At 41.7% G+C, this 26185-nt stretch carries 25 protein-coding genes and 1 pseudogene; 7 read left to right on the top strand and 19 right to left on the bottom strand.

Features of this window, described 5'->3' with window-relative positions; all coding sequences use genetic code 11:
- Positions 1-2: 2 nt before the first annotated feature.
- The 4 genes from ACSR9O_RS20915 to ACSR9O_RS20900 form a co-directional block, all read right to left on the bottom strand.
- Entirely contained in the window at positions 3-1922 is a 1920-nt protein-coding gene (locus ACSR9O_RS20915) for an FtsX-like permease family protein (RefSeq protein WP_491725006.1), read from the bottom strand.
- A complete protein-coding gene (locus ACSR9O_RS20910; RefSeq protein WP_491725005.1) occupies positions 1909-2676 on the bottom strand; it encodes an ABC transporter ATP-binding protein in 768 nt (255 codons plus the stop codon). The genes ACSR9O_RS20915 and ACSR9O_RS20910 overlap by 14 nt, the downstream gene beginning before the upstream one ends.
- Positions 2677-2834: 158 nt before the next feature.
- Positions 2835-3125, bottom strand: coding sequence for a DUF3817 domain-containing protein (locus ACSR9O_RS20905; protein ID WP_034305497.1), 291 nt, complete (start codon positions 3123-3125; stop codon positions 2835-2837).
- Between the two features lie 205 nt (positions 3126-3330).
- Positions 3331-4395, bottom strand: coding sequence for a C45 family autoproteolytic acyltransferase/hydrolase (locus ACSR9O_RS20900; RefSeq protein ID WP_491725004.1), 1065 nt, complete (start codon positions 4393-4395; stop codon positions 3331-3333).
- 157 nt (positions 4396-4552) lie between these two features.
- On the opposite strand from ACSR9O_RS20900, the gene ACSR9O_RS20895 reads away from it, so the two are divergent.
- Positions 4553-5944, top strand: a complete 1392-nt coding sequence (locus ACSR9O_RS20895) for a hypothetical protein (protein ID WP_101225517.1) — start codon at positions 4553-4555, stop codon at positions 5942-5944.
- Positions 5945-6111: 167 nt separating this feature from the next.
- On the opposite strand, the gene ACSR9O_RS20890 is transcribed toward ACSR9O_RS20895, so the two are convergent.
- From ACSR9O_RS20890 to ACSR9O_RS20880, 3 genes are read right to left on the bottom strand one after another with little or no spacing between them, the layout of a single operon-like run.
- Complete coding sequence (locus ACSR9O_RS20890) at positions 6112-6900, bottom strand: ABC transporter permease (RefSeq protein WP_260359107.1); 789 nt, start codon at positions 6898-6900, stop codon at positions 6112-6114.
- Positions 6897-7802, bottom strand: coding sequence for an ABC transporter ATP-binding protein (locus tag ACSR9O_RS20885; RefSeq protein WP_491725003.1), 906 nt, complete (start codon positions 7800-7802; stop codon positions 6897-6899). Before ACSR9O_RS20885 ends, ACSR9O_RS20890 begins: the two co-directional genes overlap by 4 nt.
- Entirely contained in the window at positions 7799-8038 is a 240-nt protein-coding gene (locus ACSR9O_RS20880; RefSeq protein ID WP_434167933.1) for a PLDc N-terminal domain-containing protein, read from the bottom strand. Before ACSR9O_RS20880 ends, ACSR9O_RS20885 begins: the two co-directional genes overlap by 4 nt.
- A 222-nt stretch (positions 8039-8260) precedes the next feature.
- On the opposite strand from ACSR9O_RS20880, the gene ACSR9O_RS20875 reads away from it, so the two are divergent.
- Complete coding sequence (locus tag ACSR9O_RS20875; RefSeq protein ID WP_491725002.1) at positions 8261-8806, top strand: helix-turn-helix domain-containing protein; 546 nt, start codon at positions 8261-8263, stop codon at positions 8804-8806.
- Between the two features lie 144 nt (positions 8807-8950).
- Here ACSR9O_RS20875 and ACSR9O_RS20870 read toward each other — a convergent pair whose 3' ends face one another.
- Positions 8951-9511, bottom strand: a complete 561-nt coding sequence (locus ACSR9O_RS20870) for a thioredoxin family protein (RefSeq protein WP_491725001.1) — start codon at positions 9509-9511, stop codon at positions 8951-8953.
- Positions 9512-9723: 212 nt separating this feature from the next.
- Here ACSR9O_RS20870 and ACSR9O_RS20865 point away from each other — a divergent pair, with 212 nt between their 5' ends.
- Positions 9724-10575 carry a GRP family sugar transporter gene (locus tag ACSR9O_RS20865; RefSeq protein ID WP_413243123.1) on the top strand — a complete coding sequence of 284 codons (852 nt, stop codon included), beginning with the start codon at positions 9724-9726 and terminating at the stop codon, positions 10573-10575.
- Positions 10576-10593: 18 nt separating this feature from the next.
- A complete protein-coding gene (locus tag ACSR9O_RS20860) occupies positions 10594-11379 on the top strand; it encodes a glucose-1-dehydrogenase (protein ID WP_101225524.1) in 786 nt (261 codons plus the stop codon).
- A 388-nt stretch (positions 11380-11767) separates the two neighbouring features.
- On the opposite strand, the gene ACSR9O_RS20855 is transcribed toward ACSR9O_RS20860, so the two are convergent.
- Positions 11768-13261: a peptide MFS transporter gene (locus ACSR9O_RS20855; RefSeq protein ID WP_260359112.1), complete on the bottom strand. Its 1494-nt coding sequence runs from the start codon at positions 13259-13261 to the stop codon at positions 11768-11770.
- A gap of 323 nt (positions 13262-13584) precedes the next feature.
- Between ACSR9O_RS20855 and ACSR9O_RS20850 the strand changes: the two genes are divergently transcribed.
- Positions 13585-13809, top strand: a complete 225-nt coding sequence (locus tag ACSR9O_RS20850; RefSeq protein WP_101225526.1) for a hypothetical protein — start codon at positions 13585-13587, stop codon at positions 13807-13809.
- An 88-nt stretch (positions 13810-13897) separates the two neighbouring features.
- Here the strand turns inward: ACSR9O_RS20850 and rsiV are convergent, their stop codons facing one another.
- Complete coding sequence (gene rsiV / locus ACSR9O_RS20845) at positions 13898-14767, bottom strand: anti-sigma-V factor RsiV (protein ID WP_260359113.1); 870 nt, start codon at positions 14765-14767, stop codon at positions 13898-13900.
- Entirely contained in the window at positions 14752-15267 is a 516-nt protein-coding gene (sigV, locus tag ACSR9O_RS20840; protein ID WP_101225528.1) for an RNA polymerase sigma factor SigV, read from the bottom strand. Before sigV ends, rsiV begins: the two co-directional genes overlap by 16 nt.
- 185 nt (positions 15268-15452) lie before the next feature.
- On the opposite strand from sigV, the gene ACSR9O_RS20835 reads away from it, so the two are divergent.
- Positions 15453-16859: a polysaccharide deacetylase family protein gene (locus ACSR9O_RS20835; protein WP_260359115.1), complete on the top strand. Its 1407-nt coding sequence runs from the start codon at positions 15453-15455 to the stop codon at positions 16857-16859.
- Positions 16860-16958: 99 nt separating this feature from the next.
- Here the strand turns inward: ACSR9O_RS20835 and ACSR9O_RS20830 are convergent, their stop codons facing one another.
- The gene (locus ACSR9O_RS20830) at positions 16959-17678 is read right to left on the bottom strand and encodes a YebC/PmpR family DNA-binding transcriptional regulator (protein WP_053536610.1); all 720 of its coding nucleotides are present in this window, start codon (positions 17676-17678) and stop codon (positions 16959-16961) included.
- A 259-nt stretch (positions 17679-17937) separates the two neighbouring features.
- On the opposite strand from ACSR9O_RS20830, the gene ACSR9O_RS20825 reads away from it, so the two are divergent.
- A complete protein-coding gene (locus ACSR9O_RS20825; protein WP_260359117.1) occupies positions 17938-18663 on the top strand; it encodes a DUF4261 domain-containing protein in 726 nt (241 codons plus the stop codon).
- Between the two features lie 63 nt (positions 18664-18726).
- Here the strand turns inward: ACSR9O_RS20825 and ACSR9O_RS20820 are convergent, their stop codons facing one another.
- From ACSR9O_RS20820 to ACSR9O_RS20790, 7 genes and pseudogenes are all read right to left on the bottom strand, one after another.
- Complete coding sequence (locus tag ACSR9O_RS20820; RefSeq protein ID WP_491725000.1) at positions 18727-18912, bottom strand: hypothetical protein; 186 nt, start codon at positions 18910-18912, stop codon at positions 18727-18729.
- Between the two features lie 238 nt (positions 18913-19150).
- Positions 19151-19882 (bottom strand): annotated as a pseudogene (gene eutC / locus ACSR9O_RS20815) (ethanolamine ammonia-lyase subunit EutC); the annotation flags it as partial.
- Positions 19883-19908: 26 nt separating this feature from the next.
- A complete protein-coding gene (locus ACSR9O_RS20810; RefSeq protein ID WP_101225534.1) occupies positions 19909-21273 on the bottom strand; it encodes an ethanolamine ammonia-lyase subunit EutB in 1365 nt (454 codons plus the stop codon).
- Between the two features lie 18 nt (positions 21274-21291).
- The gene (locus ACSR9O_RS20805) at positions 21292-22698 is read right to left on the bottom strand and encodes an ethanolamine ammonia-lyase reactivating factor EutA (protein WP_491724999.1); all 1407 of its coding nucleotides are present in this window, start codon (positions 22696-22698) and stop codon (positions 21292-21294) included.
- Positions 22699-22716: 18 nt separating this feature from the next.
- Entirely contained in the window at positions 22717-23988 is a 1272-nt protein-coding gene (gene eutH, locus ACSR9O_RS20800) for an ethanolamine utilization protein EutH (protein ID WP_491724998.1), read from the bottom strand.
- Between the two features lie 145 nt (positions 23989-24133).
- Positions 24134-24718 carry an ANTAR domain-containing response regulator gene (locus tag ACSR9O_RS20795; RefSeq protein WP_101225589.1) on the bottom strand — a complete coding sequence of 195 codons (585 nt, stop codon included), beginning with the start codon at positions 24716-24718 and terminating at the stop codon, positions 24134-24136.
- 9 nt (positions 24719-24727) lie between these two features.
- Complete coding sequence (locus ACSR9O_RS20790) at positions 24728-26101, bottom strand: sensor histidine kinase (protein WP_101225537.1); 1374 nt, start codon at positions 26099-26101, stop codon at positions 24728-24730.
- Between the last annotated feature and the right edge of the window lie 84 nt (positions 26102-26185).

Genomic DNA, 26185 nt, shown 5'->3' with positions numbered 1-26185 from the left:
GATCATCCTTCTGTTTTATTATTTTGTGTGATAATACGATTATAGGAAGCTACCGTTAAGATATAATACAGACCGTAAATGACCGTATAGGCGATCATCCAGATCAACACAGGTTTTTCCAGGTCCATCATCAATAAGCCCGAGAAGGCTTTTAAAGCAACCGCACTGTGTAATAACCCCACTGCCAGTGGAACGAAAAAGATTACAAACACTTGTGATGCAATGGACTTCCGCATTTCTTTTGCGTTAACGCCCATCTTATGGAGCATATTGTATTGTGATTTATCTTCCTCAGCTTCCGTTAGAACTTTAAAGTAAATGATACTGCCTGTTGCCGCTAAAAAAACAAGACCAAGGAAACTTCCGATAAAGAGCAATGAGCCTACACCTTCAATGCTTGTTTGAAAATCTTGAGGGGCACTGGAAAATAGCGCTTCTTCAGGCAATTGTTTTGCAATTCCCCCCGATAAATCAGTGGAAGCTTGATCAACTCCGATAACACGATAGTTTAGGGCTTCCCCTTCTTTTTGCAATGATTTAAATTGATCATTCGATACAACCACTGCAATGCCTGCTGTTTTGGCATTTAAAACTGTTTGTGTTTTAAAGCTTTGGAATGTGATTGCCGTGTTGTTTTCTGTCCTGATCGTCTTGTCCCTGTATTCAGGTGAAAATCTTTTGTCATATCCAATATCTAAAATGACTGCTTTGCCATTATTCACAAGCAATGCATCCTTACCTTGTACTTCTGCTAATTTGTTATATGTTCTTTCATCGATTATCGTGTAAATCCTTTTATCAGAGCTATCGAATGCTGATCCCTCACTAAGTTCTTTTGTATTAAATGTGACAGATAGTGCTTCGACATTTTCATCATACTTTGTATCTGGCAATATAGCGCTGACTTGCTGATCGCTTTTTGCATCCGTTTGCTGATACATGAAGGTGTTCGGATCAACGGTCATAACTTGGTCATTCGCGTTATAATAAAGGCCATAAACCGCACCGCCAGCCGTTACCGTTGTAGCACTTAACACTGCAATTACGGTCAATGTCCGTGCATTACCCCGAATACGATATAGCAGCTGCGAGATCGTCATCAGATGCAGGCCTTTCCATAGCCATTTTTCATTTTTCTTAATCACCGCTAACACATAGCCTGTCACGCTATGAAACAATAAAAACGTACCGGCAATAACAGTTGTCAAAATGATGAGTGCCGTCATCAAAAAACCGACTTTTTCCCATACTTTAGAAGTAAATAGATCTTGCATCGCCAACCAATAACCCATGACAATCAGAAAAATTCCCAGAATGGCTACAATCATCGATGGCTTCGGAGCCGCTTCCCCTTTTTTCGTTGCATGGAAGAGATCGATTAGTTTAAATTGATAAATCAACTGATAGCCCTGGAATGATGTCACCAAGAAAATAATCAGAAATACGATTGAGGTGTTCAAAGCAGCAGATTCCGAAAATGTAAATGGTGCTATGACATCATAGCCCATTAAATAGATCAAAATCGTCATGAACCCTTTTGAACAAAGAAATCCAAGTAAAATACCCACAACCAATGAAACCAAGCCTAGCAATAGGTTTTCAAAGAAGAGCATAAAACCGATCTGACGATTACGTACGCCAAGCAATGCATATAATGCCACTTCTTTTTTACGTTTTTTCATGAAGAATGAATTGGAATTGGCAATAAAAATGGCAACGAAGAAAATCAGGATGACAGCCGCACCACTCATTAATGAATCCAATTTCTGTGATGAAGCCGTTTGTTCTGCAACTGTGTCACTATATTTTAATGTTACAAATGTAAAATAGATGATAATGCTAAATACCATGGATGCGATATATAAAAAATATTGGGAGAGGTTTCGAGCAATATTCTTTCTCGCCAGACTAAATAACGTCATCTACCTCACCTCCAATTTTTGCAAGGACATCCATAATTTCTTGGAAGAAAGCTTTACGTGATTGGCCACGACGATATATTTCTGTTGAAAGCGTACCATCCTTGATGAAAATGATCCGCCGGCAGAAGCTTGCGGCATATGCATCATGTGTCACCAACATGATGGTGGAATTATTATTTTCATTTAGTTCACTTAAGCTTTCCAGCAGACCTGTTGCTGATTTTGAATCAAGTGCACCTGTGGGCTCATCTGCCAGGATCAATGCAGGCTCTGTCACAAGTGCCCTGGCTGCAGCTGTCCTTTGCTTTTGCCCGCCGGAGATTTGGTATGGATATTTAGCTAATAAGCTTTCAATCCCAAATACTTTAGCAATACGATTCACCAAGTTAGTAATTTCTTCCGCTGGAATTTTTGCAATCGCCAGTGGTAATAATATATTTTCCTTAACAGTCAATGAGTCAAGCAAATTGTAATCCTGGAAGATGAAACCAAGATTATCACGTCTGAAATCCGTTAAGTCTACCCCTTTCATATCGTGAATGCTCGTATCATTCATGAAAATTTCCCCTTCAGTCGGCGAATCAATGGTTGCCAACATATTGAGCAACGTCGATTTCCCCGCTCCAGAAGGTCCCATGATTCCTACAAACTCCCCTTCATGAATCTCAAAAGATATATTTTCCAACGCTGTGAAGGCAGCGCTTGATTTACCATATGTTTTTTTTATATTTTCCACTTTTAATAATGGTCCCATTTGTTTCACCTCTTCAGTATTGTTGATACTTATACTTTACATGCCCATTCTTACAGCATCTTTGTGCCAACCTTACAGCAAGCTTAAATCCATAAAAAAAACGCCTGCCATTTAAATAGGAAGACGTTTTTTTATGGATTTTTTAAAAGTAAAAGTATTTAACTTTGCTTCAGAAGCCTGCGATCGATTACAAAATTACCAAATGGAATGAATGAAACGATGAAAATCATCGCCATTTTTAAAAAGGACCATTTTGATATGATGCTCACATAAAGTAATAAAAGTCCAAATACAACAAATAAGAAACCATGGATGCTACCTAAAATGAGTGTTGCTTCCCCAATATCCAATATGTACTTAATGGGCATACCAATGGCAAGCAATAAAACATATGAGATTCCCTCAATTATTGTAATAAACCGAAACCAACCAATAGCTGTCGAAAACATTCGCTCATCCCCTTATTCATTGTACAAGTACGGCACACAAATCCAGCTTCTTGTCCCCAATCCAAAATCTGTTACTTCATCATATTATATTACTGTGCCATCCACTAATAAATAGTACCAGGTTTGCCTAAAAATAGAACAACAAAAGCCCAATCCAAGGATTGGGCCTGTTAACAACGCAAGGTTCAAATTTACTTAAAGACGTTCAATTTCGAAACCAATTCGCTCCCTCATCCATATGCACGAAGGGAATATCCGTATCAATTACACCGTTGATTCGTTTTAACTCAACATCTTCCCCTTCGAGCCATTTTTCAAAATCTATTGAAGTCGGCTCCTGGTTCCCTCCCAAGGCAATCCAAGCTTTCATCTCCTTAGGTAAATAAGCGGATGTATGAATCGTTCCTGCCCAGCTGCTATATAAATCCGAGAAGACACCTTGATTGGTATCATTAAACAACCTATAAGCATCGTAGGCAGATGAAAGTCTTCCCTCCTGATCTTGGATGATCTCCAATCGGCGTTTTGAATCGATAAGATGGTTACGGTTTTCATTTTTCATGATTTCAAAGTGATTTGTACAGGCATTTGACGTGCGCACCTCTACATTTCTCGGGGAGGTTTCAACGATATAGGTACTTCCGCTTTTATCATAGACGACGTAAGTGAAAGAATGACGATGCGGGATTTCCTTCAACATCGCGACCGCTTCCTGAACGTTCGCACAAGATTCAACAATCAGTCTGCCAATCATGCAACAGATGAAACCATCTCCAGGGTTCTTGCGATTCATGAAGTTATAGCCTATCACCAAACCTTTTTCATTCATTCCATCCATTCGACCAGTCCCTCGCTGACTCGGGCCGATGCTTGAATACCCTTGATCGGTTGGCTGGAATAAGACATAGCGTCCTTCATAGGTCTTTGGGTGGTAATCATAATTGCGAATGAGATAATCATCGCCTGTCATGATGGAACAGCCCGACCGAACATAATCCAAACGGTATCCACCAAACTCTTGCAGCACGCGGTCAATTGGCCATTTCAGCGCTTCTTGCAACCCCAGTAATTCTTCCCAAACTCCAGGGGCGAATTGTGTAATGGCTTTCTTGACCTCTTCTTCTTCAACCGTAAACCGAGGCTGCCTGATCTTCCACTGATCTTCACGATTTTTTACCGTTAGTGAATCTTTTAATTCCTCCCCTTGCATGTATCCAAACTCATAATGTGTACCCCGAAATTGTATGACATCACTATATATTTGCTTCACGGCTTATCCCTCATTTACAGTAGTTGCTATTCAAGTTAAGAATACTTGAAGTATTGTTGAAAATAAAGAAGATAAGCCTTTAAATTTATGAAACAACTCACCACCCCGTACCTCCCTCATAATCTGTAACTAGGCACATTTATGAGGGGGACGGATCATGGAGATGGAATTAACGGCACTCCATTGGATTTATGTTGTATTCATTGCATTGATAATCGGGTTTATGGTAAAACGTCGTGATACTACCCTCATCTGCATAATTGGTATTTTCCTTTTGGCTTTAGTGGCTACAGGCAGTTTAGCCTCTTCCATAAGCGGGATATTCAACAGCTTCATTTTCGCAATCACGGAATTAATGTCCACGATATTAATCATTTCAATCATCGTTGCCATGAGCACGGTTTTAACGAAGTCGGGCATTAATGATGTCATGATTGCACCGTTTGCGAAATTCATTAAAAATCCTACACTTGCCTTTTGGGTAATCGGAATCGTCATGATGATGATATCCTGGTTTTTCTGGCCATCACCTGCCGTTGCCTTACTTGGGGCTGTTCTGCTCCCTGTTGCTTTACGGGCTGGTTTACCTGCTCTTGGTGTGGCGATGGCGATGAACCTATTTGGTCACGGAATAGCATTATCAGGGGATTTCATCATTCAGGCTGCCCCTAAACTAACGGGCGATGCGGCTTCCATACCAGTCGGTGATGTCATCGCTGCGAGCATCCCACTTGTCATTACAATGGGGGTCGTCACCACCCTCTCCGCCTTTATCCTTTTAAAGCGGGATATGAAGCTGGGAAAAATCAATGCGGCGGATAATGAGGGGATCGTCCAAGATCAGACAATGAATGAAGATTTGCTTACATTGAGACAAAAGAGGTTTTTTGCCATTTTCATTCCGATTGCCTTTCTGTTGGATGTTGTGGCATTGTCGATTTTGAAGTTGCAAGGCGGAGATGCAACGGCATTGGTTGGGGGCACTGCCGTTTTCATTTTGCTGATTTTATCCCTTGTCGCACATAAACAACAAGGTCTTGAAAAATCAACGGCCTATTTGATTCAGGGTTTTCAATTTGGCTTTAAAGTATTCGGACCCGTCATTCCGATCGCCGCATTCTTCTATCTAGGTGATTCTGGATTCAATCAGATCATCGGTGACTACTTACCAAAAACATCCCTCGGCATCGTCAATGACCTTGGTGCCGCCTTGGCAGCCTCCGTTCCTTTAACGAAAGAAATAGCCGCCGTCACATTAACGGGCATCGGTGCCATCACTGGCTTGGATGGATCGGGCTTCTCAGGCATTTCTTTAGCGGGATCTGTCGCCAAACTTTTTGGCACGGCAATCGGTGGCGGAACCGCCACCTTGACTGCACTCGGGCAAATAACCGCGATTTGGGTTGGCGGAGGTACCCTGATTCCATGGGCACTGATACCAGCAGCTGCCATATGTAACGTCAGTCCCTTTGAACTTGCCCGCCGGAATCTGCTTCCGGTAACCATTGGTTTAGCAGTGACTACAATTGTCGCGATGTTTCTCATTTAATCGATTTGCGCCGATTTGTGTGGACTTTACATTGAAAAAGGACTGAGTAAAAAATCAGTCCTTTTTCATTTCAATCATCGATATAACTGTGGAAGTCCGTCGATATATTCCTATTTTCGGAGGTATAACTGTAGATTTCGTCGATATATTTTTCCTTCATACCCAACTTATTCGTTATTGAATTTCTTTTTTGAAATCCATATGTTCGTTACCAATATCGCTACTGCCGTCAACTCAAGTGCCGCTAATGCACCCCAAATCGCTTGTGAATTGACTGTGCCTAAAATCAGTACTTCCATGGCATGTTTACTCATGCTTGCTGGATTCACATTGTCCATTACGGGACTTAATCCAACTATGATTCTACAGCCGAGGAGAAATACTATCGAAATTAATGCAATAATACCCTGACTATTAAAAATGGTACTGATCATCGTCGTGAATGAAACGATAAATAGGATCCACAGCAGATAGAACAGCAAAGCCACTATTAAATCCGCAAAATCAACACTCGTAAACAAAAAAACTGCATACAGATATGAAACCAAATATCCCAATGCTACACTGAAGGCAACAAACAGATAATTGGAAATGATCTTCCCGCTTATGTAAGATCCAACCGTCACGGGCCTTGTAAGAATGAAAGCCAGCATACCATTTGCTTTATCGGATTGTACGACTCCCATCATGGAAACGATGATGATCATGACCCCTAGCTGATCAAATTGAGACCCTAAGGTACTGGCAAGAACTTCGCCGCCTTTTTGGGCTGCCATGCTTGGATCAATGGTGATCCCTTGGGCCCCGCCCAGTGCCTCTAATATTGAAGGTAAATAATAACTTACGACTGGTTGAGTTATTCCTAAAAATATAAATACAAGCGGCAGCCAAATCACTTTATATTCACGTACCATCTGAACAAATTCCTTTTTAGCTAAAACGGCAAAATCACTCATCTTTCCACCACCAATTTTAAGAAAATCTCTTCCAATGTATCGTTATCTATTTCGAACCTTATAAGATCAACATTATGCTCCAGAGCATTCGCAAGTAACATATTCTTGTTTGAATCAATATTTTCCACTTCTATCTTCAATTTATTTCCCATTACATCTACACCTTTGACAAAGTTCAAGCTTTTAACATGTTCAATCCATTTTTGACTTCTTGAGGTTATGTCGACATTGATTTTATTTCCGCTATTCCTGGTTAATAATTCAGACATTGTAGTATCCTCAATTTTTTCACCACTTTTTATAATGACAAACCTCTCACATATCTCTTCTGCATCGCTTAATATATGCGTCGATAATAAAATGGTCGTATCTTTCTTTATCTCTTTTATGATATTTAACACTTCTCTCCGGCCGATTGGATCTAATGCCGAAACCGGTTCATCCATGACAATCAAAGCTGGTTTATGTAACAGCGCCTGTGCAATTCCAAGCCTTTGTTTCATTCCGCCTGAAAAAGTCCGCACCTTTGAATTCTCTTCCCCGCTCAACCCTACTTTCGACAATATCACTGGAATGCCGCTTAATAATTCTTCCTTTTTGATACCCGAGAGCTGCCCCATGAATGTAAGGGTTTCTTTGGCAGTCATCCATTGAAAGAAGTTAGGGTATTGTGGTAAGTAGCCTATTTCCTTTTTCATTTTTGAAATTTTCTTACCATCAAGCAATACCTCTCCCATAGTTGGATCTATAATATCTGCAATGACTTTTATTAGTGTCGACTTACCAGCCCCATTTGGCCCAATCAATCCAACACATTCCCCAGATTGCAATTCCATTGAAAAATTATTGACCGCTGTTTTTTCTTTGAATTTTTTTGTGACATTATTAATCTCCAATTTCATATTCTGTCACTGTCCTTTCTACCAATAACGAAGTAAAGAATTGGACCGATAGTATTTGCAAAAATAATGATGAGTGTCCACAATAAAACATTTTTCCGCGTCTTTCGATTTCTGTATAAATCAATTAATGCAATAAGGATTAAAATCATCCCAATAGCAATTACCGGTAAAATAATCGGCAAAATAGACATGAAATCAATATCTTTCAATTCGTTCCATCCGTAATGCAATTCCATATATACCACTCCTTAATAGCAAAATATTATTATCATTATCAGTAATGATAACATTTGAATTGGGATTTTTCACCTGTTTTTTCTTGATAAAATATTGTATGAGGTTTTATTGTTATTTATAATGATAATATTATCATTATAAATAACATTTAAGCTTTGTTGCATGAAGACATTAATTATTTACAATTGAAATTATTTAATTTCCAATGTGAGGAGAATAAGATGATTAATAAAGCCGAAATTTTAATGCATCCTGTAAGAATGAAGATTACCCAAGCTTTAATGAGAAACAGGGAAAATGGTTTAACGCCATTAGAAATGTTAAAAATCATTAAAGATGTACCCCAAGCAACATTATATAGACATATACAGGTTCTATTTGATTCAGGTGTCATTCGCATTGTAAAAGAGAAAAAAGTGAGATCCGTTTCCGAAAAATACTACGTTTTAAATGAAGAAGAAGCACGACTTAGCGGGGAAGAATGGAAAAAATCCTCTAATGAAAAAAAGGTGAACTATTTTTCTTATTATCAATTATCCCTTATGACCCAATATCAAAACTATCTTACTAGATTGGAAGAAAGAGACTGCGCAGAAGATGGTTCAACCTTTTCCCTTTTAGAACTAAAGCTTGATGATGAAAGCTTTATTAACTTTCAAAATGAATTGAACGATTTAATGGTAAAATACTACAACGCTACAAATCAGAGTGCTAAACAAGATTCTCCTATTCGAACAATCGGCGTTACAATCATTCCGGAATCATAAGTAAATGAAAAGGCTGTTCTCAAACCAGGACTAAAAGAACCATGAATACTATAGATTCACCAACCAAAATGGTTGCAGTCTCCGTTTTGAAACAGCCCTTCATTATGGAAGTAACTTCAAGGTTAAAAAGGGATATCCCCGCTGTCAGCAGCTTCCCAATGCTTCCTTGATACTGCTGTATACTTCATCCCACAGGTGTTTTTCTTCAGCAAAAGCCGCAGTTATCTTCTTGATGACTGCTTTTTGCGCTGCCTCGAAACGTTCATCATCCTTGGCCGGCAGGTCTGACCTTAACTCCATTACATACTCTTGTACCTTTGGTGCACGTGGTCCCCAAATAGCTTTTTCTTCACCATTCTTATCAATGAATATAAAAATGGGAATTGAACGCGCTGTTCCATTCGTTAAGTATTGATCCATCAGTTCAAGATTTTGATCTCGTAAAACCATCCGAGTTTCAATATTTGCCGCTTCAGCTATATTCAGCAGTATTGGAATGTTCATCATTGCATCTCCGCACCAGTCTTCGGTAATGACAATGGCCCTAAGTTCCTTCGTCTTTAATTCATCGAAAAAGCCTTGGTCCTCTGCAGAAACGGAAAAACCCTCCTGAATCGATTGTAAGTTTTCTTTATGAACCTTCATCGAGGATACAAATTCTTTAGCGGGAATCCCCTTTTCAAACCATTCATTCAGTGTCGTCATTCTTTTTCTCCTATCTGTTTTTAAGTTAAAAATACCATAAACCCCTTATTTTTTCATTGTTTCCACCCTGAAAAATAAAATTCCAATTTGGTAAATTAAAACCATGTTTTCTTTCCCGTGTAAAGGGAAAACTCTAAATACATTCAATAGCTTACTAACTAACTATTTTATATTCATTAGAACATTGTTTTCTAGTTTAGGAGATGAAATTTGTGGAAGGTTTTCTCTTTGCGCTACTCCCTGCATTGACATGGGGCAGCTTAGTGCTTGTTTCCGAAAAGCTCGGAGGCAACTCTTATAATCAAACACTTGGCATTACAATCGGTTCATTACTGTTCGCCATCATGATGTCTTTCATCAATCCGCCGGAATGGAGCAGTACAGTGTGGATTGTCGGTATCATTTCCGGAATAGGCTGGGCATTCGGGCAGTTATTTCAATTCAACAGCGTCAAGGAAATCGGGGTATCGAAAACCGTTCCAATCTCAACAGGACTGCAAATTCTCGGAAATACGTTTTTTGCAGTGATCATTTTCAGGGAATGGAATGACAGGATGACAATCATCATCGGCATAGTTGCAATAATCTGTTTGATTACAGGTGTCTTGCTGACGAGCTACGGCGATGGTGATAACAAAAAAGCAGGAAGCATGAAAAAAGGGGTTTTATATCTTGCCATTTCAACGGTCGGTTATGTTACATATGTCATTGTCGTCAGATGGAATGAAGTTGACGGATGGTCGGCGATCCTGCCGCAAGCAATTGGCATGTTCCTGGCTGCCCTGCTCCTATCCATCAAACATAAACCGTTTAATAAATATGCCGGAAGAAATATTCTAACCGGAATGATGTGGGCAGTCGGTAATATCGGCCTCCTGCTCGCTAATCCAAAAGTAGGCGTTGCCATCGCATTCTCATTTTCCCAAATGGGGATCGTCATTTCCACTTTAGGCGGCATCTTTCTTTTAGGCGAGAAAAAATCCAAAAAGCAAATGGTCTTCGTCATCACCGGGTGTGTACTCGTAATTGCTGGCGGAATCATGATCGGCTTTACAAAAGAATAGTCAAAGGAGCGATAAATGATGTATGAAGATTTAGAGAAAAAAGTGGTAGTGATCACTGGGGCGGCAAAAGGGTTAGGAAAAGCCATGGCCGAAAGGTTCGGTAAAGAAAAAGCGCATGTCGTATTAAATTATCACACTGAAAATGGCGACCATAAGGAAATCATCAAAACGATTGAAGCGGCAGGCGGGAAAGCCGCAGCCATTCAAGGCGACGTTTCAAAGGAGGCGGATGTGAAGAAATTGCTTTCATTCGCTGTGGACACCTTTGGCACAATCGACATCATGATCAACAATGCTGGTATTGAAAATGAAGTGCCCAGCGAAAAATTGACTCTTGAAGATTGGCAGAAAGTCATCGATGTAAATCTAACCGGAATGTTCCTGGCAAGCAGGGAAGCAATCAGTTATATGCTCGATCATGGCATTAAGGGGAATATCATTAACATGTCTTCCGTTCATGACCGGATCCCTTGGCCTCATTTTGTCCACTATGCAGCAAGTAAGGGCGGAGTCAAGATGATGACAGAAACCCTTGCACTTGAATATGCTCCTAAAGGGATTCGCATTAATAATATTTCACCTGGGGCAATCGACACACCCATCAATGCCGAAAAATTCAATGATCCAAAAGCTAAACAAGAAGTCATCGACCTGATACCGATGGGATACATCGGAAAACCGGAACAAATTGCGGCTTGTGCCGCTTGGCTAGCTTCCTCCGAATCTAGCTACGTAACGGGAATGACCTTATATGCTGATGGCGGAATGACCAAATACCCAGGATTCCAAGCTGGAAAAGGCTGAACTTAACTAAAGAAAAGAACCATTGCAATGACTAAAACGAATAAGACCATAAAAAAAACCAATGGTGAAATGACGCGTTTGACCCAATAAAGGAAAAGATTCTTACAACCGGAAAAAAGAGCAATCCTATAAAGGATGCTCTTTTTTTCGCTTATTTCTACCTGGCAACAGTATCATATTTCGTTTTATTTCATTTTAGGATATTGTATTTTCTTTATCACGGATATCGGGCCCTTCCCAAGCTTAGTGTTCACTATGAATCATATTAAAAAGAATTTAAAGGATTGAATCATAACCGTGAAAAAAATCGATCATATTTCAAGGACGAAATAAAAAAAGATGATCCCATTTAATCTGAGATCATCTTTCTTTTACTGCTGGCTAAGTGTTAGCGAATGCCTTTCATGTAGCCTTGAATCTTTGGTGATAAGGCCATCAGGGCAAGTCCAAGGACCATTGAGGCAACACCGATCACTCCAAAATAAGCCATTTCGGTTTGAGGCGTGTAGAATCTGACAATTTGTGCGTTCAGTGCTTGTGCTGCTGCACTTGCCAGGAACCACAGGCTCATCGTTTGTGCCGAGAATGCGGCCGGAGCCAATTTTGTAGTAGCTGAGAGTCCTACAGGAGATAAACAAAGTTCTCCAAGTACTACAAGGAAATAACTAAGTACAAGCCATAGCGGATTGACTAATGCGTCCGATCCACCGAAATAAACAGGAAGCAGGATCACCAGGAATGATAAACCGGCGAACAGTAAACCGATTGAGAACTTTTGAGGAATGGTCGGCTGACGCTTTCCTAGTTTAATCCATAACCATGCGAATACTGGTGCAAGGGTAATGATGAACAAAGGGTTCAAAGATTGGAACCATGCCGGGTTTATTTCTATTCCAGCAAAATTCAACTGTGTCCGTTTGTCTGCATAGCTTGCTAATATAGTTGCACCTTGCTCTTGAATCGCCCAGAACATGACGGCTGCTATAAACAAAGGAATATAGGCAATCAAGCGTGAACGTTCAACAGAAGTCGTTTTCGGGCTGCGATACATGAAAATGAAATAAAGTGTCGGAATAACGATCCCTAGGATACCTACAAGATTAATGAAGGTTTCAATCGTTAAGATGCCTGCAGAAGCCGTGATGCCGATAATGGCAGCTATGATTAGTGCAGCTATCCCCAATTTAGTGAATACTTTTTTCTTTTCATTCTGTGATAATGGGTTAGCAGGAAGAGTTCCAGCCAGGCCCAGGTTCTTTTTCTTTGTTGTAACAAAGACGATGAGTCCAATTAACATACCAATTGCCGCAAGTCCAAAACCAAGATGGAAGCTATAGTCCATTCCGACTGTACCGACAACAAACGGTGAAAGGAATGCACCCATGTTGATACCCATATAGAATATACTGAAACCGGAATCCCTGCGTTCGTCATTTTCTGCGTAAATTTCACCGACAATGCTGGAAACATTCGGTTTTAATAAACCAGTACCCAGAACGATAAGTACCATGGAAACAAAGAACATGGAGAGACTGCCTGGTACAGCAAGGACAATATGCCCGAGCATGATCAAGATACCACCGTAAAATACGGCTTTTGAAGTCCCGAAGATCCTATCGGCGAGCCATCCGCCAATTATACCTGACATATATACTAAAGATCCGTATATGGATACAAGGGCAAGGGCTGTGGGTTCATCAAGACCTAGTCCCCCTTTAGAAACTTCGTAATACATATAGTAAACAAGAATGGCCTTCATGCCATAATAGGAGAAACGCTCCCAGAACTCAGTAAAGAAAAGGGTGAATAGTCCTTTAGGGTTTCCAAAAAAACCTTTTTGAGGTACACTATCCACAATTTTCTGTTTATTTATCGTTGCCATACCTAGTCCTCCTTTTATTATTGTATAATAACATTTTATTTTCTCTATTGTAAACAAATATTTAGTATATTTAAATAATTAATTTCAAAATAAATAGAAGTGCCTTTCCACCATACAAGCCAAAGTCCGGATTTATACTAAAAAACAGTCCATATAATCTAATAGAAAGCGGCCATCAATGATATATTACCCTAACTTCACTAATGGTATTACTTTGGTAGCCATGCACATATTAATGAGAATCAAAATGGCAAATTTTGAATAATCAAACCATTACCGTTATATACACCGTATAATAGATATAAAAACGAGGAGGCACCTTAATGTTCGGGATCATAACCGTCGTGATGATTTTTTCCATCCCTATACTTGGAATACTGACAACCCATTTTGAAAAACAGTCAAAAACCAAACACAAGATGCTGCAAGTTGAATTGGAACTTGAAAAACTTAAACATGAAAACTTTCTTATGGAGACGGAAAAAATGAGGCTGGAACTGGATCAGATGAAATTCGAACAAAAAAGAGACGAGCCAAGGTTACTATAATCAAGTAACGTTGGTTCGTCTTTTTTTAATGAGTTTTGTACCGTTTTAAAAACCCTCCGCCCGTCATAAGAATTACAATAGAGCCATTTTAATGGATATATTGATCGCCAACAAGAAGGTCTGACAGCACCTTTGTCGGGATGATGAACTCGACTGCCCCCATATATCCCGGCGCAGCTTCGTAGCTGTTAAAGGCAATGACTAGCTTGCCATCTTCGTTAATATAAAAGTTTTGGTTTTCATCGATGCCTTTAAATGCAGTAAGATCATCATCTTCCACCCAATATATCTTTTCCGGATCTTCAGCCATCTGCCGCTTCATCTGTTCCTTGATGTTTTCGCTGATCACCCGAAGATAACGATCATCTTTAAATAAGCTATTTAACGTTAAAAGCACTTCGTTCTTCTTGTCGACTGTATCGAATTGACTTTCCGTGGAACTGGAGGCCTGAATCGTATCCGTATAACGCTGTACCGATAATATCGTTTCATTATCCGTCAATATCACATATCCGCTTTCCACCGAGATATTGCCCTTTTCCCCATCCTTCAGTTTTGACATGGAGTCCGTGAATTCCTTATATAGCTGTTTGCTTTCCGATAAGTATTTATCATTCAAGCTATCTTCGAGCTGTTTATTCTCCAGACCGGATATAGCAGGTGTTTTGATTACTGCCGAGGAATTATTCGCTTCTTCTTTCCATTCGACGAAGGTAATCACTTTGATGACCTTCTCGACTATTGGAATATCACTCATGGCTTTCGCCGCTGCCGGGCTGATGTTTACGGAAGCTGTCACGATTAGAAGGACTGCAGCCGCTGACACGAGGATATTCCTGCCAACCCTCGGCTTCTTCCTTGGCTTTTCATTCAAGGCTGCTTGAACGACATCATTCAATTCCTTTGGTATCGGTATTTTAAGATATTCTTCCCGCAGATCTTTTAATTTTTTTTCCATCTTTTCGTTTCCTCCCGTTCAGTCATGTTGATCCGCAATAGTTGCAGCGCCTTATATAATCTCGTTTTAACCGTGCTTACGTTCTCTTCCAGCACTTCCGCTATCTCGTCCAACTTCAGGTCCTCAAAGAAACGGAGGACGACTACCGTTTTGTACTTGACTGAAAGTCCTTCCAGGGCCTTTTGCAAATCGAGGTCAGGATAGTGATCTTCCTCACCGCTGCGTAAGTATTCTATTGTTTCGTCATCGGCGACGGTCAGTTTCTTTTCCTTCCGCAATACATCCAGTGCCGTTCGGACGATGATCTTATATAACCAACTATCTATAGAAGCAGCGTCTTTGATTTTGCTGCTGGAGGCTAGCGCTTTCCTGATCGATTCCTGCACGATATCAAGGGCATCATCTTGGTTTTTGACATAGTAAAAAGCAAGTCTGTACAAATTATCTTGCCGTTCGGTTATCCGGGCCGCGAGTAATTGATTCATATCTGGATTTTTCATTGCATGATAGAGCTCCTTACATTTAAATTCCGTATCCTAGGTACATAGAATAGACGTTGGTGGAGCCATAAAAGTTTGAAAATGAGCAAGGAAATATATAAATATAAAAAAATGAAATTTTTTACAAACTTTTAAGACTTTTGGCGCGTCTATATAGTAGAATGATTATCGAGGTGGAGTGCATCATGAGGAAATTAAATTATAAAAAAGTCTTTATTTTTCTATTTTGTCTAACAGCTGCTGTGGGAACATTGGGGTTAGCCATCAAAAGCCTTGCTTTTGATAAGAAAAGAACCGTTTCGGCCTATACAACCGATAAAAATTACCCAGAAGCCGATATTCAAACGTATGTGAAAGATAATACGAAAGGCGGATATTCAGCCAGCAGGCCCGTTCTGCATTTAGAAAAGATCGACAAGCAGCTAGAAGCCTACATAAAGAAAGAAATTAAGGATTATGAAAAGAAATGGAAAGCATCCGACGGAAAAGCTTCCGAGCTTAACCTCACCTATACGATCCTCCATTTCAGCAAACAGACCATTACGATTTCCTTCGATAAATATGAGCAAGTGGAAGGAAAGAAGCAGTCTGGAACCCAGATCTTCACTTATGATATTCCATCTCAGCAAAAGCTCTCCATAGAAGACATCTTTGCCACGGATACTGATTATTTATCCGTTTTATCCGATATTGTTTTTGAAGAGTTAACGGAGAAGGAAGAAGAAGGCATTTCAAACAGTCTCATTAAAAAGGAAAACAAACTGAAGGCAGCCAACTTCAATTCTTTTTCAGTCTTGAAAAATACGCTTGTATTCTACGTTAAGACTGATGATTCAACCAAGACCCATACAATAGCCATCAAGAAGGAACTTTTTAAAGATAGTTTGCTAGATTCATATCAAAGTCAAGATTTGAATGAGGATCGTGTAAAGGAATGGCAGCCGCAACATATCGTTGCCAAACTGCCCGTGCAAAATGAATGGATCGACCCTTCAAAAAAGGTCATTGCCTTGACGTTCGATGACGGGCCGCATCCAAGTCATACCATGTCCATTCTTGAAAACCTGAACAAGTATGATGGTCACGCGACGTTTTTCGTGCTTGGAAGCCGCGTTCAGCACTATCCGGAAGTTCTTCAAAAAATGCTGCAGCAAGGAAATGAGATCGGTAATCATTCATGGGATCATCCGCAGCTGACGCGCTTAAGCAAGAACAAAATCGAAGATCAAATCGAAAAGACCCAAGACGCTGTAGAAAAAGCTACAGGTGCTGAGCCAAATCTCGTCCGTCCCCCATATGGAGCGATTAACAATAATGTACGTGAATACATGGAGGATATGAAAGTCACACTTTGGGATGTCGATCCCGAAGATTGGAAAGAACGCAATGAAAAGAAAATCGTAAACAAGGTGATGAGTAAAGCCAAAGATGGCAGAATCATATTAATGCATGATATCTACCAAACTAGCGCCCAGGCTGCAGGAAAAATCATCAAACAACTGCATGACCAAGGTTATCAACTGGTCACAATCTCGGAATTGGAAAAGGTAAAGAAGGATCGTGAACTTTCCGGAATCACCATAAGTGAATAATCAAAAGGAAAGAGCCTGTTTCGTGATTCGGAACAGGCTCTTTTCTTTCAAATAAAATAAGCAGGCCTTTGATCATAAAGCAAAGGTCTGCTTGTTATTTCATTCACCAAGATCTACATTATGATAAACTTGTTGAACATCTTCCAAATCTTCCAATGCATCAATCATTTTTTCGAATTGTGCTTGTGCATCTTCTGGTAGGGTTAGGTCATTTTGGGCAAGCATCGTCAGCTCGGCCACTGTAAAATCGCTGATTCCTGCATCCTTGAATGCTTGTTGTACAGCATGGAATTGTTCAGGTTCTGCATAAACGATGACACTTTCTTCTTCTTCAATGATGTCACGTACATCAACATCCGCTTCCATTAACAGTTCAAGAACATCATCAGCCGTTTTACCTTCAATCCCGATGACTGCCGTTGCATCGAACATATAAGCAACAGATCCGCTGACACCCATATTCCCGCCATTTTTCCCAAATGCGGCACGTACATCAGATGCCGTCCGGTTCACGTTGTTTGTCAATGCATCCACGATGACCATTGAACCATTTGGACCGAACCCTTCATAACGAAGTTCGTCATAGTTTTCTTCCGAACCGCCTTTGGCTTTTTCAATCGCACGGTCAATGATCGCTCTTGGAACATTGTACGTTTTCGCACGCTCAAGCACGACCCTTAATGCCTGATTGGATTCTGGATCTGGTTCACCTTGTTTTGCCACTACATATATTTCCCGTCCGAACTTAGCATAAATCCGACTAGTATTAGCATCTTTTGACGCTTTTTTTTCTTTAATGTTATTCCACTTACGACCCATTATATTCCACTCTCTTTCATCAATGATATATACGAATAGATTATTAAGATACGGCCCTATGAGAAAACCCACTAGGGGAATTCCTTTGAAGATAGGCTATACGTTTACTAGATTATATTATACATCAATTGTATAATTTTGAAAAAGTCCTGCACATCCCTCACTGCCATTTATCGGTGCTTGGCACTATTTTTTTGAAATACTATGGAAAACATCAGCATTGGTATAGTATGAAGTGATCGGAAAGGAGAGATGATCCATGAAGGACAACCAAATCATCATCGGGATACCCGGTAAATGGAAGGACCGGACAGAATTGATTCAAACGGTCGCTTCCCAAAGCGAAGGGTATCTGTTAGCCGGGAATGTTTTTCATAACAGTGATAAGAACATTACTTTTCAGGCGGAGATCCATGATTATGAACCCACTTTGAAAGAGAGCTTTTCTTACGCCAGTAAAGACGCCTTTTCAGAGAATGCATTAGAGGAAATCAATGACCATACCTTTACCGTTTATATAATAGCCGATGTATCCGATACCGGAACTGTTATCGATTTGATTGATGCCGGGGCAGCGATCCTAAGGGCAGGCGGAATGGCAGTGAAGATAGAAACCGCTGGAATTGCCCATTCAAAGGAAGATTGGCAGCATCTACATCATAGCCCGGATATTCTCTCGGTATATGCCCATTTTGTCACGATCATCGGAGAAGAAGACTATTATTGTTCATTCGGAATGAAAGCCTTTGGTCTTCCGGATGCCGTGACACTTAACACAATGAGTCCGAAAGAGGCGGCTGCTCTGCTTAACACATTTAATTATTACCATGTAGGTGAACGGCCTCTCTTTAAGAATGGCGAAACGTTTAGCATTCAGCAAGATGCACCAGACTTTATATTGACGGGCCTTCAGGACTTTAGATATGAAGAAGACCATCCCTTCTACAACCCGTTTGGATTATGGAATTTAGGGACAAGTAAATAGAGGAGCGATTCGCTCCCCCCAGACTGCAGGCAAATTCGAATAGATCGGGTATGCCTGCAGTTTTTATTTAAAAGACGTTCCAGTCGTTTTCAGAATCTGCTCCCTGTCTGCCAAGTCTCCTCGACGCATCTCGGCTAGCCAGCTTTTTGGCAGGAGTGTTTCAATTTTCTTCCATACAATAAGGATTACAGTAAAAAAAACATCAAGGATACCAGCTTGGTTCGGAATAGACCATCCTGTAGTTTTCATTTTTAAAAACGTCTCATTTGATTGGAACGGAAGGTACGAGACTCCTGCGGACAAGAGTGGCCAAGGGAGACCCCCGCAGGCGCGAAGCGTCGAGGAGGCTGCCGGACCGCCCGCGAAAAGCGAGTGCCTGGAGAGGAAATCAATGTCCTAGTCTTAATCATCATCCGGAATGAGACCATCCCGAACCCCCTTTTGCCGACAAACTGAGTGGAGTAACTCGCTTCTCCATTTTATTTTGTCAACCGAGTTTTTCACGCTTTTCTTCTTCATGTTCCTTCTTCACGAGGGACATGCCGCTCGCTTGGTATTTGAGGATCTTTTGAATGACCGTGCCAAGATGTGCCCCAGCTTCAACAGGAGGAATCCCTCCTTTATGGATGTTGGAAATGACCATCCTCTCCGCTTCAATGGTGCCCAAACGTGGTTTATAGCATATATAAGCGCTCAATGATTCAGCACTGACCAGACCAGGCCGTTCACCGATCAACAGGACAATGACTTCAGGTCCAAGGATTTCACCGATATCATCCATCACGGCAACCCGGCCCTTTTCAATATAAAAAGGTGTACCTGTATCCAGACCTGCCACTGCCAAAGATTGTTTGAAAGATAAATAGACGTCCTCCACATTTTCTTCGATCGCCTTGGCACTTAAGCCATCGGAAATGATGATTTGAACCGTTGGGGCCTTTATGCATTTGGCTTCTAACACCCGCTTTGCTTCATCCGAAAGCTTCCTGCCATAATCCGGACGCCGTAAATAAACTTCCTTATCATCGGCCTTCGTTTTCACCTTGAATAAATCCAAGCGCTTCAAAAGAATATCACTGACTTCACCATATACAGCATCGACGGCCGCCGCATGGTCAAAACGAAATTTCAGCCAAGAATCCGTTTTCGGCCGGGTGCCTGACCTGCCTACACCTATGCGTGCAGGGGTTTTGGCTATCAAGGCATCCAAATCTTCCTTATGATTCATTCCCATTTCATCCACTCCTAATGGTTAAATATAGTTGGATCACCGGCACGCTTCGTTAATTTTCCATTCTCCATAATCTCCATCTTCTCCAGCCAAGCTTCATATAATGGGGCAGGCCGCTTATCCATCGTTTGCCTCAAAGTCGCTATATCGTGGTAACTCAAAGACTGATAGTTTAACATGCAGTCATCCCCCATCGGAGTTGCGATGATGAAATTCACACCAGCAGCCGTTAAAAGTACACCCAAGTCCTCGATATCATTTTGATCAGCCTTCATATGATTCGTATAGCAAATATCCACACCCATCGGCAGTCCATGCATTTTTCCCATGAAATGGTCTTCTAACCCGGCTCGGATGACCTGCTTGCTGTTATATAGATATTCAGGTCCGATGAATCCGACGACCGTATTGACAATGTACGGATCAAAATAGCGGGCAAATCCATAGTTCCTGGCTTCAAGCGTCACCTGATCGATTCCGAAATGCGCTTCAGCCGATAACTCGGAGCCTTGCCCCGTTTCAAAATAAAGATGCTGCGGGCCTGTGCCGGTCCCATAGGCCTTCGCGATCTCATTAGCTTCTTCGAGCAATTGTACGTTAATTCCAAAAGAGCGATTGGCCGTTTCCGTTCCGGCTATGCTTTGAAAGATCATATCAGCAGGCGCACCTTGCTGTACGGCCTTCATTTGCGTGGTCACATGCGCAAGCACACAATTTTGGGTCGGAATGTTCCATTTCTGGATGACATCCTGTGTCGCATGAAGCAGCCGCTTTACGCTTTCGACCGAATCATCTACAGGGTTGATTCCAATGAGTGCATCCCCGATTCCATAGGAGAGGCCTTCTTTTAAAGAAGCCAGCATGCCATCCACATTGTCAGTCGGGTGGTTAGGCTGAAGGCGCGAAGCAAGCGTTCCTTTGTATCCGATCGTGCTATTATTCTTGGTGAGCACTTCGATTTTATTGGCTGCATGGATAAGGTCGAGGTTCGACATCAATTTGGCTGCCGCAGCAATCATTTCACTATTCAATCCCCTGCTTAATCGCTTTAAATCCTCGCCGGTCGTGTCGTCACTCAAAATATATTCTCGCAGCTCGGCAACGCTCCAATTCTTCACAGATTGATAGATGGTTCCATTGATGAGACCATCTATGATCCGCGACACCTCATCCTCTTCCGGGGAGAGCAGGGGATAGTTCCTAATGTCCGCCAAAGTCAATTCGCTAAGCACCGCTTTCGCCGCAATCCGTTCTTGGACAGAATCTGCTGCAATTCCCGCAAGTCTATCTCCTGATTTCTCTTCATTCGCTTTGGCCAGGACTTCTTTCAACGATTTGAATTGATGGATTTCCCCAAAGTATTGAGTGGATAATTTCATCGTATAATCCTCCTTTTCCTAACTGTGAAAGGTTAGCGTTTTTACTACAACCGGAACGACTCCTGTCCGAAGCAGCCTTCCTATATCCAAATAATCACCATGTTCCACTTCTGTCTGATCAATGCAGATGACCGGCAGATCCGGTTGGTTCGCTAGAATGGTTTGACCAAGTGCCTTCCCATAATCACTATCCATGACAACGATCAGAGGCTGCTGCCGATTCGGTTTTTGCTTCAGTGCCTCGGTGAAAGCGACTGCGAGCCGGTGAATGTCCCGAAATGATTGATAAGGTAAATTCGTTAAATAAAAGGCAAAATTCAGCCCCTCCTGCAAGGCGTCGTATATTGTGATCGCATCCTGAACAGCTTGTGCCATTTTCGCGGTTACATCATCAAGCCCGCCATGAAAATCGACCCGATAGACTGGAATATTACGAACTGGCAGATGAGAATCATTCACCTCGATGGTTGCTCCGCTGATTTCAGTTGTATGTGCGCCTGCTCCAAGTACAGTCGCCCGAACCGTTTCAACGGGCTGTTCCCACTCCCATGCGGCCAATTCTTCACTTTCCTTGATAGAGGCCGCAAGCATCATGCCGATATCCCGGAAGCTTTTGTCCTCCCGTTCTACATGATAAATGCAATCACTGACACCGCCCGAGAACATCAACACTTCTATTCGTTCTGTCCAAGATGGCCCCTTCCCAACTAATAGAAGTTCATCTTCTTTTGTGAAGGAGCCAGCCAAAAACCTCGAAAGCACCTTCGCCATTTCATTTGCGATGATTGACCCTTCACCATTCAAAGGAGAGTGCCCTTTTGATTTCAGCCATTTTCCTATTGAAGGAGCAACCCTCACCTTCGCTCCGTCCCACTCCACCAAACGGCCTCCTATATGCAGTGTGCAGGTTCCGCAAAGCATGCCTGAATGGTATACGGCAATATTCGCGGTCCCCCCGCCAATGTCTATGTTCGCTACAGTCTTTCTTGTCTTGATGGAATGTTGATAGGCACCGGATCCCTTGGCGGCAATGATTCCCTCCAAATCCGGACCGGCTGCCGCTACAAGGAATTCCCCCGCCGCTTTAGATAACCGGTACACCATTTCTTCTGCATTTTGTTTGGTTGCCGTTTCCCCAGTGATGATGACAGCCCCTGTTTGTATGTTTTCAATCGTGATTCCTGCTTTTTGGTATTCACTTTCCACCATTCTTTGAACAGCAGGTATGTCAATTACCGTCTCGGATAAAAGCGGGGTCCTGAAAATGGGACTTCGATACAGAATTTCCTTATCGGTAATTTCGATTTTTGGCACCTGTCCGCCACCCGCCACATTCCTAAGCGAGAGCTCGCTGATAATAAGTTTCGTCGTACTGGTGCCAATATCAATTCCTGCACTGATGATTCGTTCCACCTGTTCATTCATTAAAATCACACCCCAGTTTTACACCACTTGGATTTCATTGCTGTTTTCTTCTTCGTTTTTCGTTTTATATTCATTAATGCCGATAACTCCTGCTGCACGATCCTTTTCTTCTAATTCCAAAGCTTTCGGAACGGACAGCCAGTAAGCAAGACCGATTCCAATCGCTCCGGCAGATAGCTTACCGACAATGATCGGTAATATTAAGGAGGGCTGAAAGTTGGCTGTGAATGATAAATGATCGCCCAATAGGAAGGCCGCACACACAGCGAAGGAGATGTTTATGACCTTATCTTTCGGCGGCATATCTTTAACAAGCTTGAACATTGCTAATATATTGGCTACCGTGGCTAATATCCCTGCACTCCCAGCTTTACTCAACCCAATTTTCCCTCCCAGCGCTTCCAAAGGCTTGCCTGCATATTTTTGAATCAGGTAAATCATTGGAAATGCACCTGCCAGCATTATCCCGATATACCCCGCCGTTTCCAGGGCACGGAACTGGTCTGCCTTATCGGCCATGATCGGATGGAAACCCCAAGCACCAAATACTTTGGAAAACAATCCCGTGAAAATTTCAACGATCGAAAACACGAGTACTAGTTTAATCGCGGCGTCCAATATTTTTCCAAACCACATGAAACCTTTGATCATCAAATCCGGTAGGAAATAAAGGCCTAACGCGAGCAAGACCACAAAAATAAGAAGAGGGGAAAGATTCAGGGCAATTTTCAAATAGCTCAACGCGAATTCGTATGTAGAATCCGCATTCGTGGAAATCACTTCGCGGATTTTCGAATTCGTTGCCACCACCAGCACGCTTGAGATAAAAGCGCCAATGGGAATCGTCAGGATTCCTGACATGACACCAAGTGCCATGTATTTATGATCACGCTTCTCCAGCATCGCAAGCCCCATTGGAATTGAGAATACAATCGTTGCCCCAGACATAAAACCGACAATCATCGCCATGATCCAGCCTTCATACGATTCCTTCAGCTCGGCCGCTAATTGGTAGCCCCCCATATCCGTCGCCAAAATCGTTGTTGCGGCGAGGGCGGGATCTGCACCGATCGCAGCGAAAACCGGGCCGCATACTGTATTGATGAACCATGATAAATAAGGGATCGAGGCCATGATTCCAGCTGCCGGGATAAATATATGGCCAACGGTATGCAAACCTTCCATGAACTGTTTCCCCAAGCCTTGCTCACTGTCTTTAATCGATGCAATAGCACCGACAACGGCACACACCATAATGATATAAATAACGAATTTACCTACCATCTCCATACATATTCCCCCTGAATTCCGATTTGATTTGGCCTATCGACTTTTAAAAAAGGGTATAAAAAAGACGCCTCTTATAGCCCAAACTTAGGTTACCCGGCAGAAATGCCTGCCTACAACCAATTTGGTCCATCAAAGCGCCATTGCTTCATCTATTTACTTGTTTTTGATCATTTGCAATGATTCGTCGTGCCACCGTATCCATGGAAAGCTGCTTATCCATGCTTAGCCTTCTCAGCTTATTGTAAGCGACTTCTTCCGTTACATTCTTCCTTTTCATGATGATACCTTTTGCCTTTTCAATGACTTTACGATTTGTGAGAGTTTCATCCAATTGAGCATTTCGTTCCTGATACTTCTTTGTATTGGCTGCTTGCAGCAAAGCTATCTCCACTGCCGGAATCAGATTCGCCTCCGTAATTGGCTTTACAAGATAACCTACGATATTCGCCCGCTTCGCCTCATCGATATATTCACGCTGACTGAATGCGGTTAAAAGCAGGACTGGAATCTGAAAGGTATTGGATATCACATCGCTAGCCTTGAGCCCATTCATTTTAGGCATTTTGATATCCATCAAAACCAGATCCGGCTGTAGTGCATGTGCCAATTCAATTGCCTTCTCGCCATTACGTGCATGTCCAACCACATCGAAGCCTGCATCCTTGAGCATGATCGTTATATCAAGCAGAAGTATCGATTCATCCTCCACGACCAAAATCCTCTTGACCACTTCTCCCACCTACCTCTTGTATGGAAATCTTACAGAAGCCAGGGTACCTTCTTTAATCCGATGAATCGAAAACTCCCCATCCAAATCGTTTTCCACCGTCATTCGGATGATATCCAGCCCCAAAGAAGGTTTCATAGCAGGTGTATACCCGATGCCATCATCTCTTACTTGAATTTCCAATACAGGATCATCCTTTTGCAAGCATACGGTAATCTTCCCTTCCGACCCTTCCTTGAAAGCATGCTTCACACAATTATGGATGAGCTCATTCACCACCAGCGCGACAGATATGCCAATGTCGGAATCAATGGAATGAAGCTCACCATTATATTCAATGCTTAGGCATTGACGGGCATGACCCTCCGTATGAACAATCATATCGCCTATTTTCCTAATAAGCTCCAGCAGATCCACATGTTCGACCTCACTGCTTGCCAAAATGATTTCATAAACCGACGAGATGCTTAACACCCGGTTCAGACTGACCAATAAATGGGGCTTGATTTCTTCAGGGGCCCCTATCCTCATTTGCAGCCGAAGTAAACTGGCCACTGTCTGCAAATTATTCTTCACCCTATGATGAATTTCACGAATGGCTACTGATTTGCTAATCAGCTCTCTCTCTTTATCCCGCAGTTCAGTCAGGTCCCGGATGATGATGAACGTTTCATTGGAATTCTTATTGCCCAAATGGAATTTCTTTATTTGGAAAATCTTTTTACCAATGTTCATTTCCTTCATTAAAATGTCCTCTTTTGAAGCAAGAACATCGTCAAAGCCAGGAAAATATTCGAAAATGGATTCACCTAAGACACATTCCGTCATGCATATTTCCGATACTAGGTTAATGGCAGAAGGATTCGTATAGACAAGTCGATTTTGATTATTAATCAGGAAAATGGACTCCTCGATAAATTCAGGAACTAAGGAATTCTGCTGATCTTGCCTATCAAACTGATTTGAAGTTTCAGGTTCTTCATCCATCACCTTTTCCATGATCAAAACGGCGATGACCCGATTGCATTCCCCCTTGATTGGAACGACACTTTGCTGGACCATTGCTCCCTCTTGAGTCAATGCCCGATTCACGAACATGTCCTTTCCGGTACGCAATACATAAAATACGGCCGGTTCAAAAGCCTCATAGGCAAATTTTCCGACAACCGGATGATCGTAAACCGAATTCACGGAATGCCCGCATGCCTCTGCCACGACAATGGCATGCTTCCCTTCACGCACCGGACAATCAATAAACACATTCGCTTTATTCAAATTGGCTATCAACGATAAATTCGTTGATAGGTTTTCAAGAATTTGAATATCACTGTCCTGTAAAAGAGTATGCAACTCACATAAATCTCGGACAGTCATTGTCCGTTCCATAGGCAAAACTCCAATAAACGTTTATTCATGGATATTATTATTGATTATTATAGATATCGACCCTATTTTTGTCAATATTCAAAA

It is taken from the genome of Peribacillus sp. B65 (assembly GCF_058513295.1).
Note: the sequence above shows the minus strand (reverse complement) of the source record. Positions and strands in the feature narration are given on the sequence as shown.

What these genes read in the sequence shown, in the direction of transcription:
- ACSR9O_RS20915 (WP_491725006.1), bottom strand. Translation starts at nt 1,922, where the DNA reads ATGACGTTATTTAGTCTGGCGAGAAAGAATATTGCTCGAAACCTCTCC.
- ACSR9O_RS20910 (WP_491725005.1), bottom strand. Translation starts at nt 2,676, where the DNA reads ATGGGACCATTATTAAAAGTGGAAAATATAAAAAAAACATATGGTAAA.
- ACSR9O_RS20905 (WP_034305497.1), bottom strand. Translation starts at nt 3,125, where the DNA reads ATGTTTTCGACAGCTATTGGTTGGTTTCGGTTTATTACAATAATTGAG.
- ACSR9O_RS20895 (WP_101225517.1), top strand. Translation starts at nt 4,553, where the DNA reads ATGGAGATGGAATTAACGGCACTCCATTGGATTTATGTTGTATTCATT.
- ACSR9O_RS20890 (WP_260359107.1), bottom strand. Translation starts at nt 6,900, where the DNA reads ATGAGTGATTTTGCCGTTTTAGCTAAAAAGGAATTTGTTCAGATGGTA.
- ACSR9O_RS20885 (WP_491725003.1), bottom strand. Translation starts at nt 7,802, where the DNA reads ATGAAATTGGAGATTAATAATGTCACAAAAAAATTCAAAGAAAAAACA.
- ACSR9O_RS20880 (WP_434167933.1), bottom strand. Translation starts at nt 8,038, where the DNA reads ATGGAATTGCATTACGGATGGAACGAATTGAAAGATATTGATTTCATG.
- ACSR9O_RS20875 (WP_491725002.1), top strand. Translation starts at nt 8,261, where the DNA reads ATGATTAATAAAGCCGAAATTTTAATGCATCCTGTAAGAATGAAGATT.
- ACSR9O_RS20870 (WP_491725001.1), bottom strand. Translation starts at nt 9,511, where the DNA reads ATGACGACACTGAATGAATGGTTTGAAAAGGGGATTCCCGCTAAAGAA.
- ACSR9O_RS20860 (WP_101225524.1), top strand. Translation starts at nt 10,594, where the DNA reads ATGTATGAAGATTTAGAGAAAAAAGTGGTAGTGATCACTGGGGCGGCA.
- ACSR9O_RS20855 (WP_260359112.1), bottom strand. Translation starts at nt 13,261, where the DNA reads ATGGCAACGATAAATAAACAGAAAATTGTGGATAGTGTACCTCAAAAA.
- ACSR9O_RS20850 (WP_101225526.1), top strand. Translation starts at nt 13,585, where the DNA reads ATGTTCGGGATCATAACCGTCGTGATGATTTTTTCCATCCCTATACTT.
- rsiV (WP_260359113.1), bottom strand. Translation starts at nt 14,767, where the DNA reads ATGGAAAAAAAATTAAAAGATCTGCGGGAAGAATATCTTAAAATACCG.
- sigV (WP_101225528.1), bottom strand. Translation starts at nt 15,267, where the DNA reads ATGAAAAATCCAGATATGAATCAATTACTCGCGGCCCGGATAACCGAA.
- ACSR9O_RS20835 (WP_260359115.1), top strand. Translation starts at nt 15,453, where the DNA reads ATGAGGAAATTAAATTATAAAAAAGTCTTTATTTTTCTATTTTGTCTA.
- ACSR9O_RS20830 (WP_053536610.1), bottom strand. Translation starts at nt 17,678, where the DNA reads ATGGGTCGTAAGTGGAATAACATTAAAGAAAAAAAAGCGTCAAAAGAT.
- ACSR9O_RS20825 (WP_260359117.1), top strand. Translation starts at nt 17,938, where the DNA reads ATGAAGGACAACCAAATCATCATCGGGATACCCGGTAAATGGAAGGAC.
- ACSR9O_RS20820 (WP_491725000.1), bottom strand. Translation starts at nt 18,912, where the DNA reads ATGAAAACTACAGGATGGTCTATTCCGAACCAAGCTGGTATCCTTGAT.
- ACSR9O_RS20810 (WP_101225534.1), bottom strand. Translation starts at nt 21,273, where the DNA reads ATGAAATTATCCACTCAATACTTTGGGGAAATCCATCAATTCAAATCG.
- ACSR9O_RS20805 (WP_491724999.1), bottom strand. Translation starts at nt 22,698, where the DNA reads ATGAATGAACAGGTGGAACGAATCATCAGTGCAGGAATTGATATTGGC.
- eutH (WP_491724998.1), bottom strand. Translation starts at nt 23,988, where the DNA reads ATGGAGATGGTAGGTAAATTCGTTATTTATATCATTATGGTGTGTGCC.
- ACSR9O_RS20790 (WP_101225537.1), bottom strand. Translation starts at nt 26,101, where the DNA reads ATGGAACGGACAATGACTGTCCGAGATTTATGTGAGTTGCATACTCTT.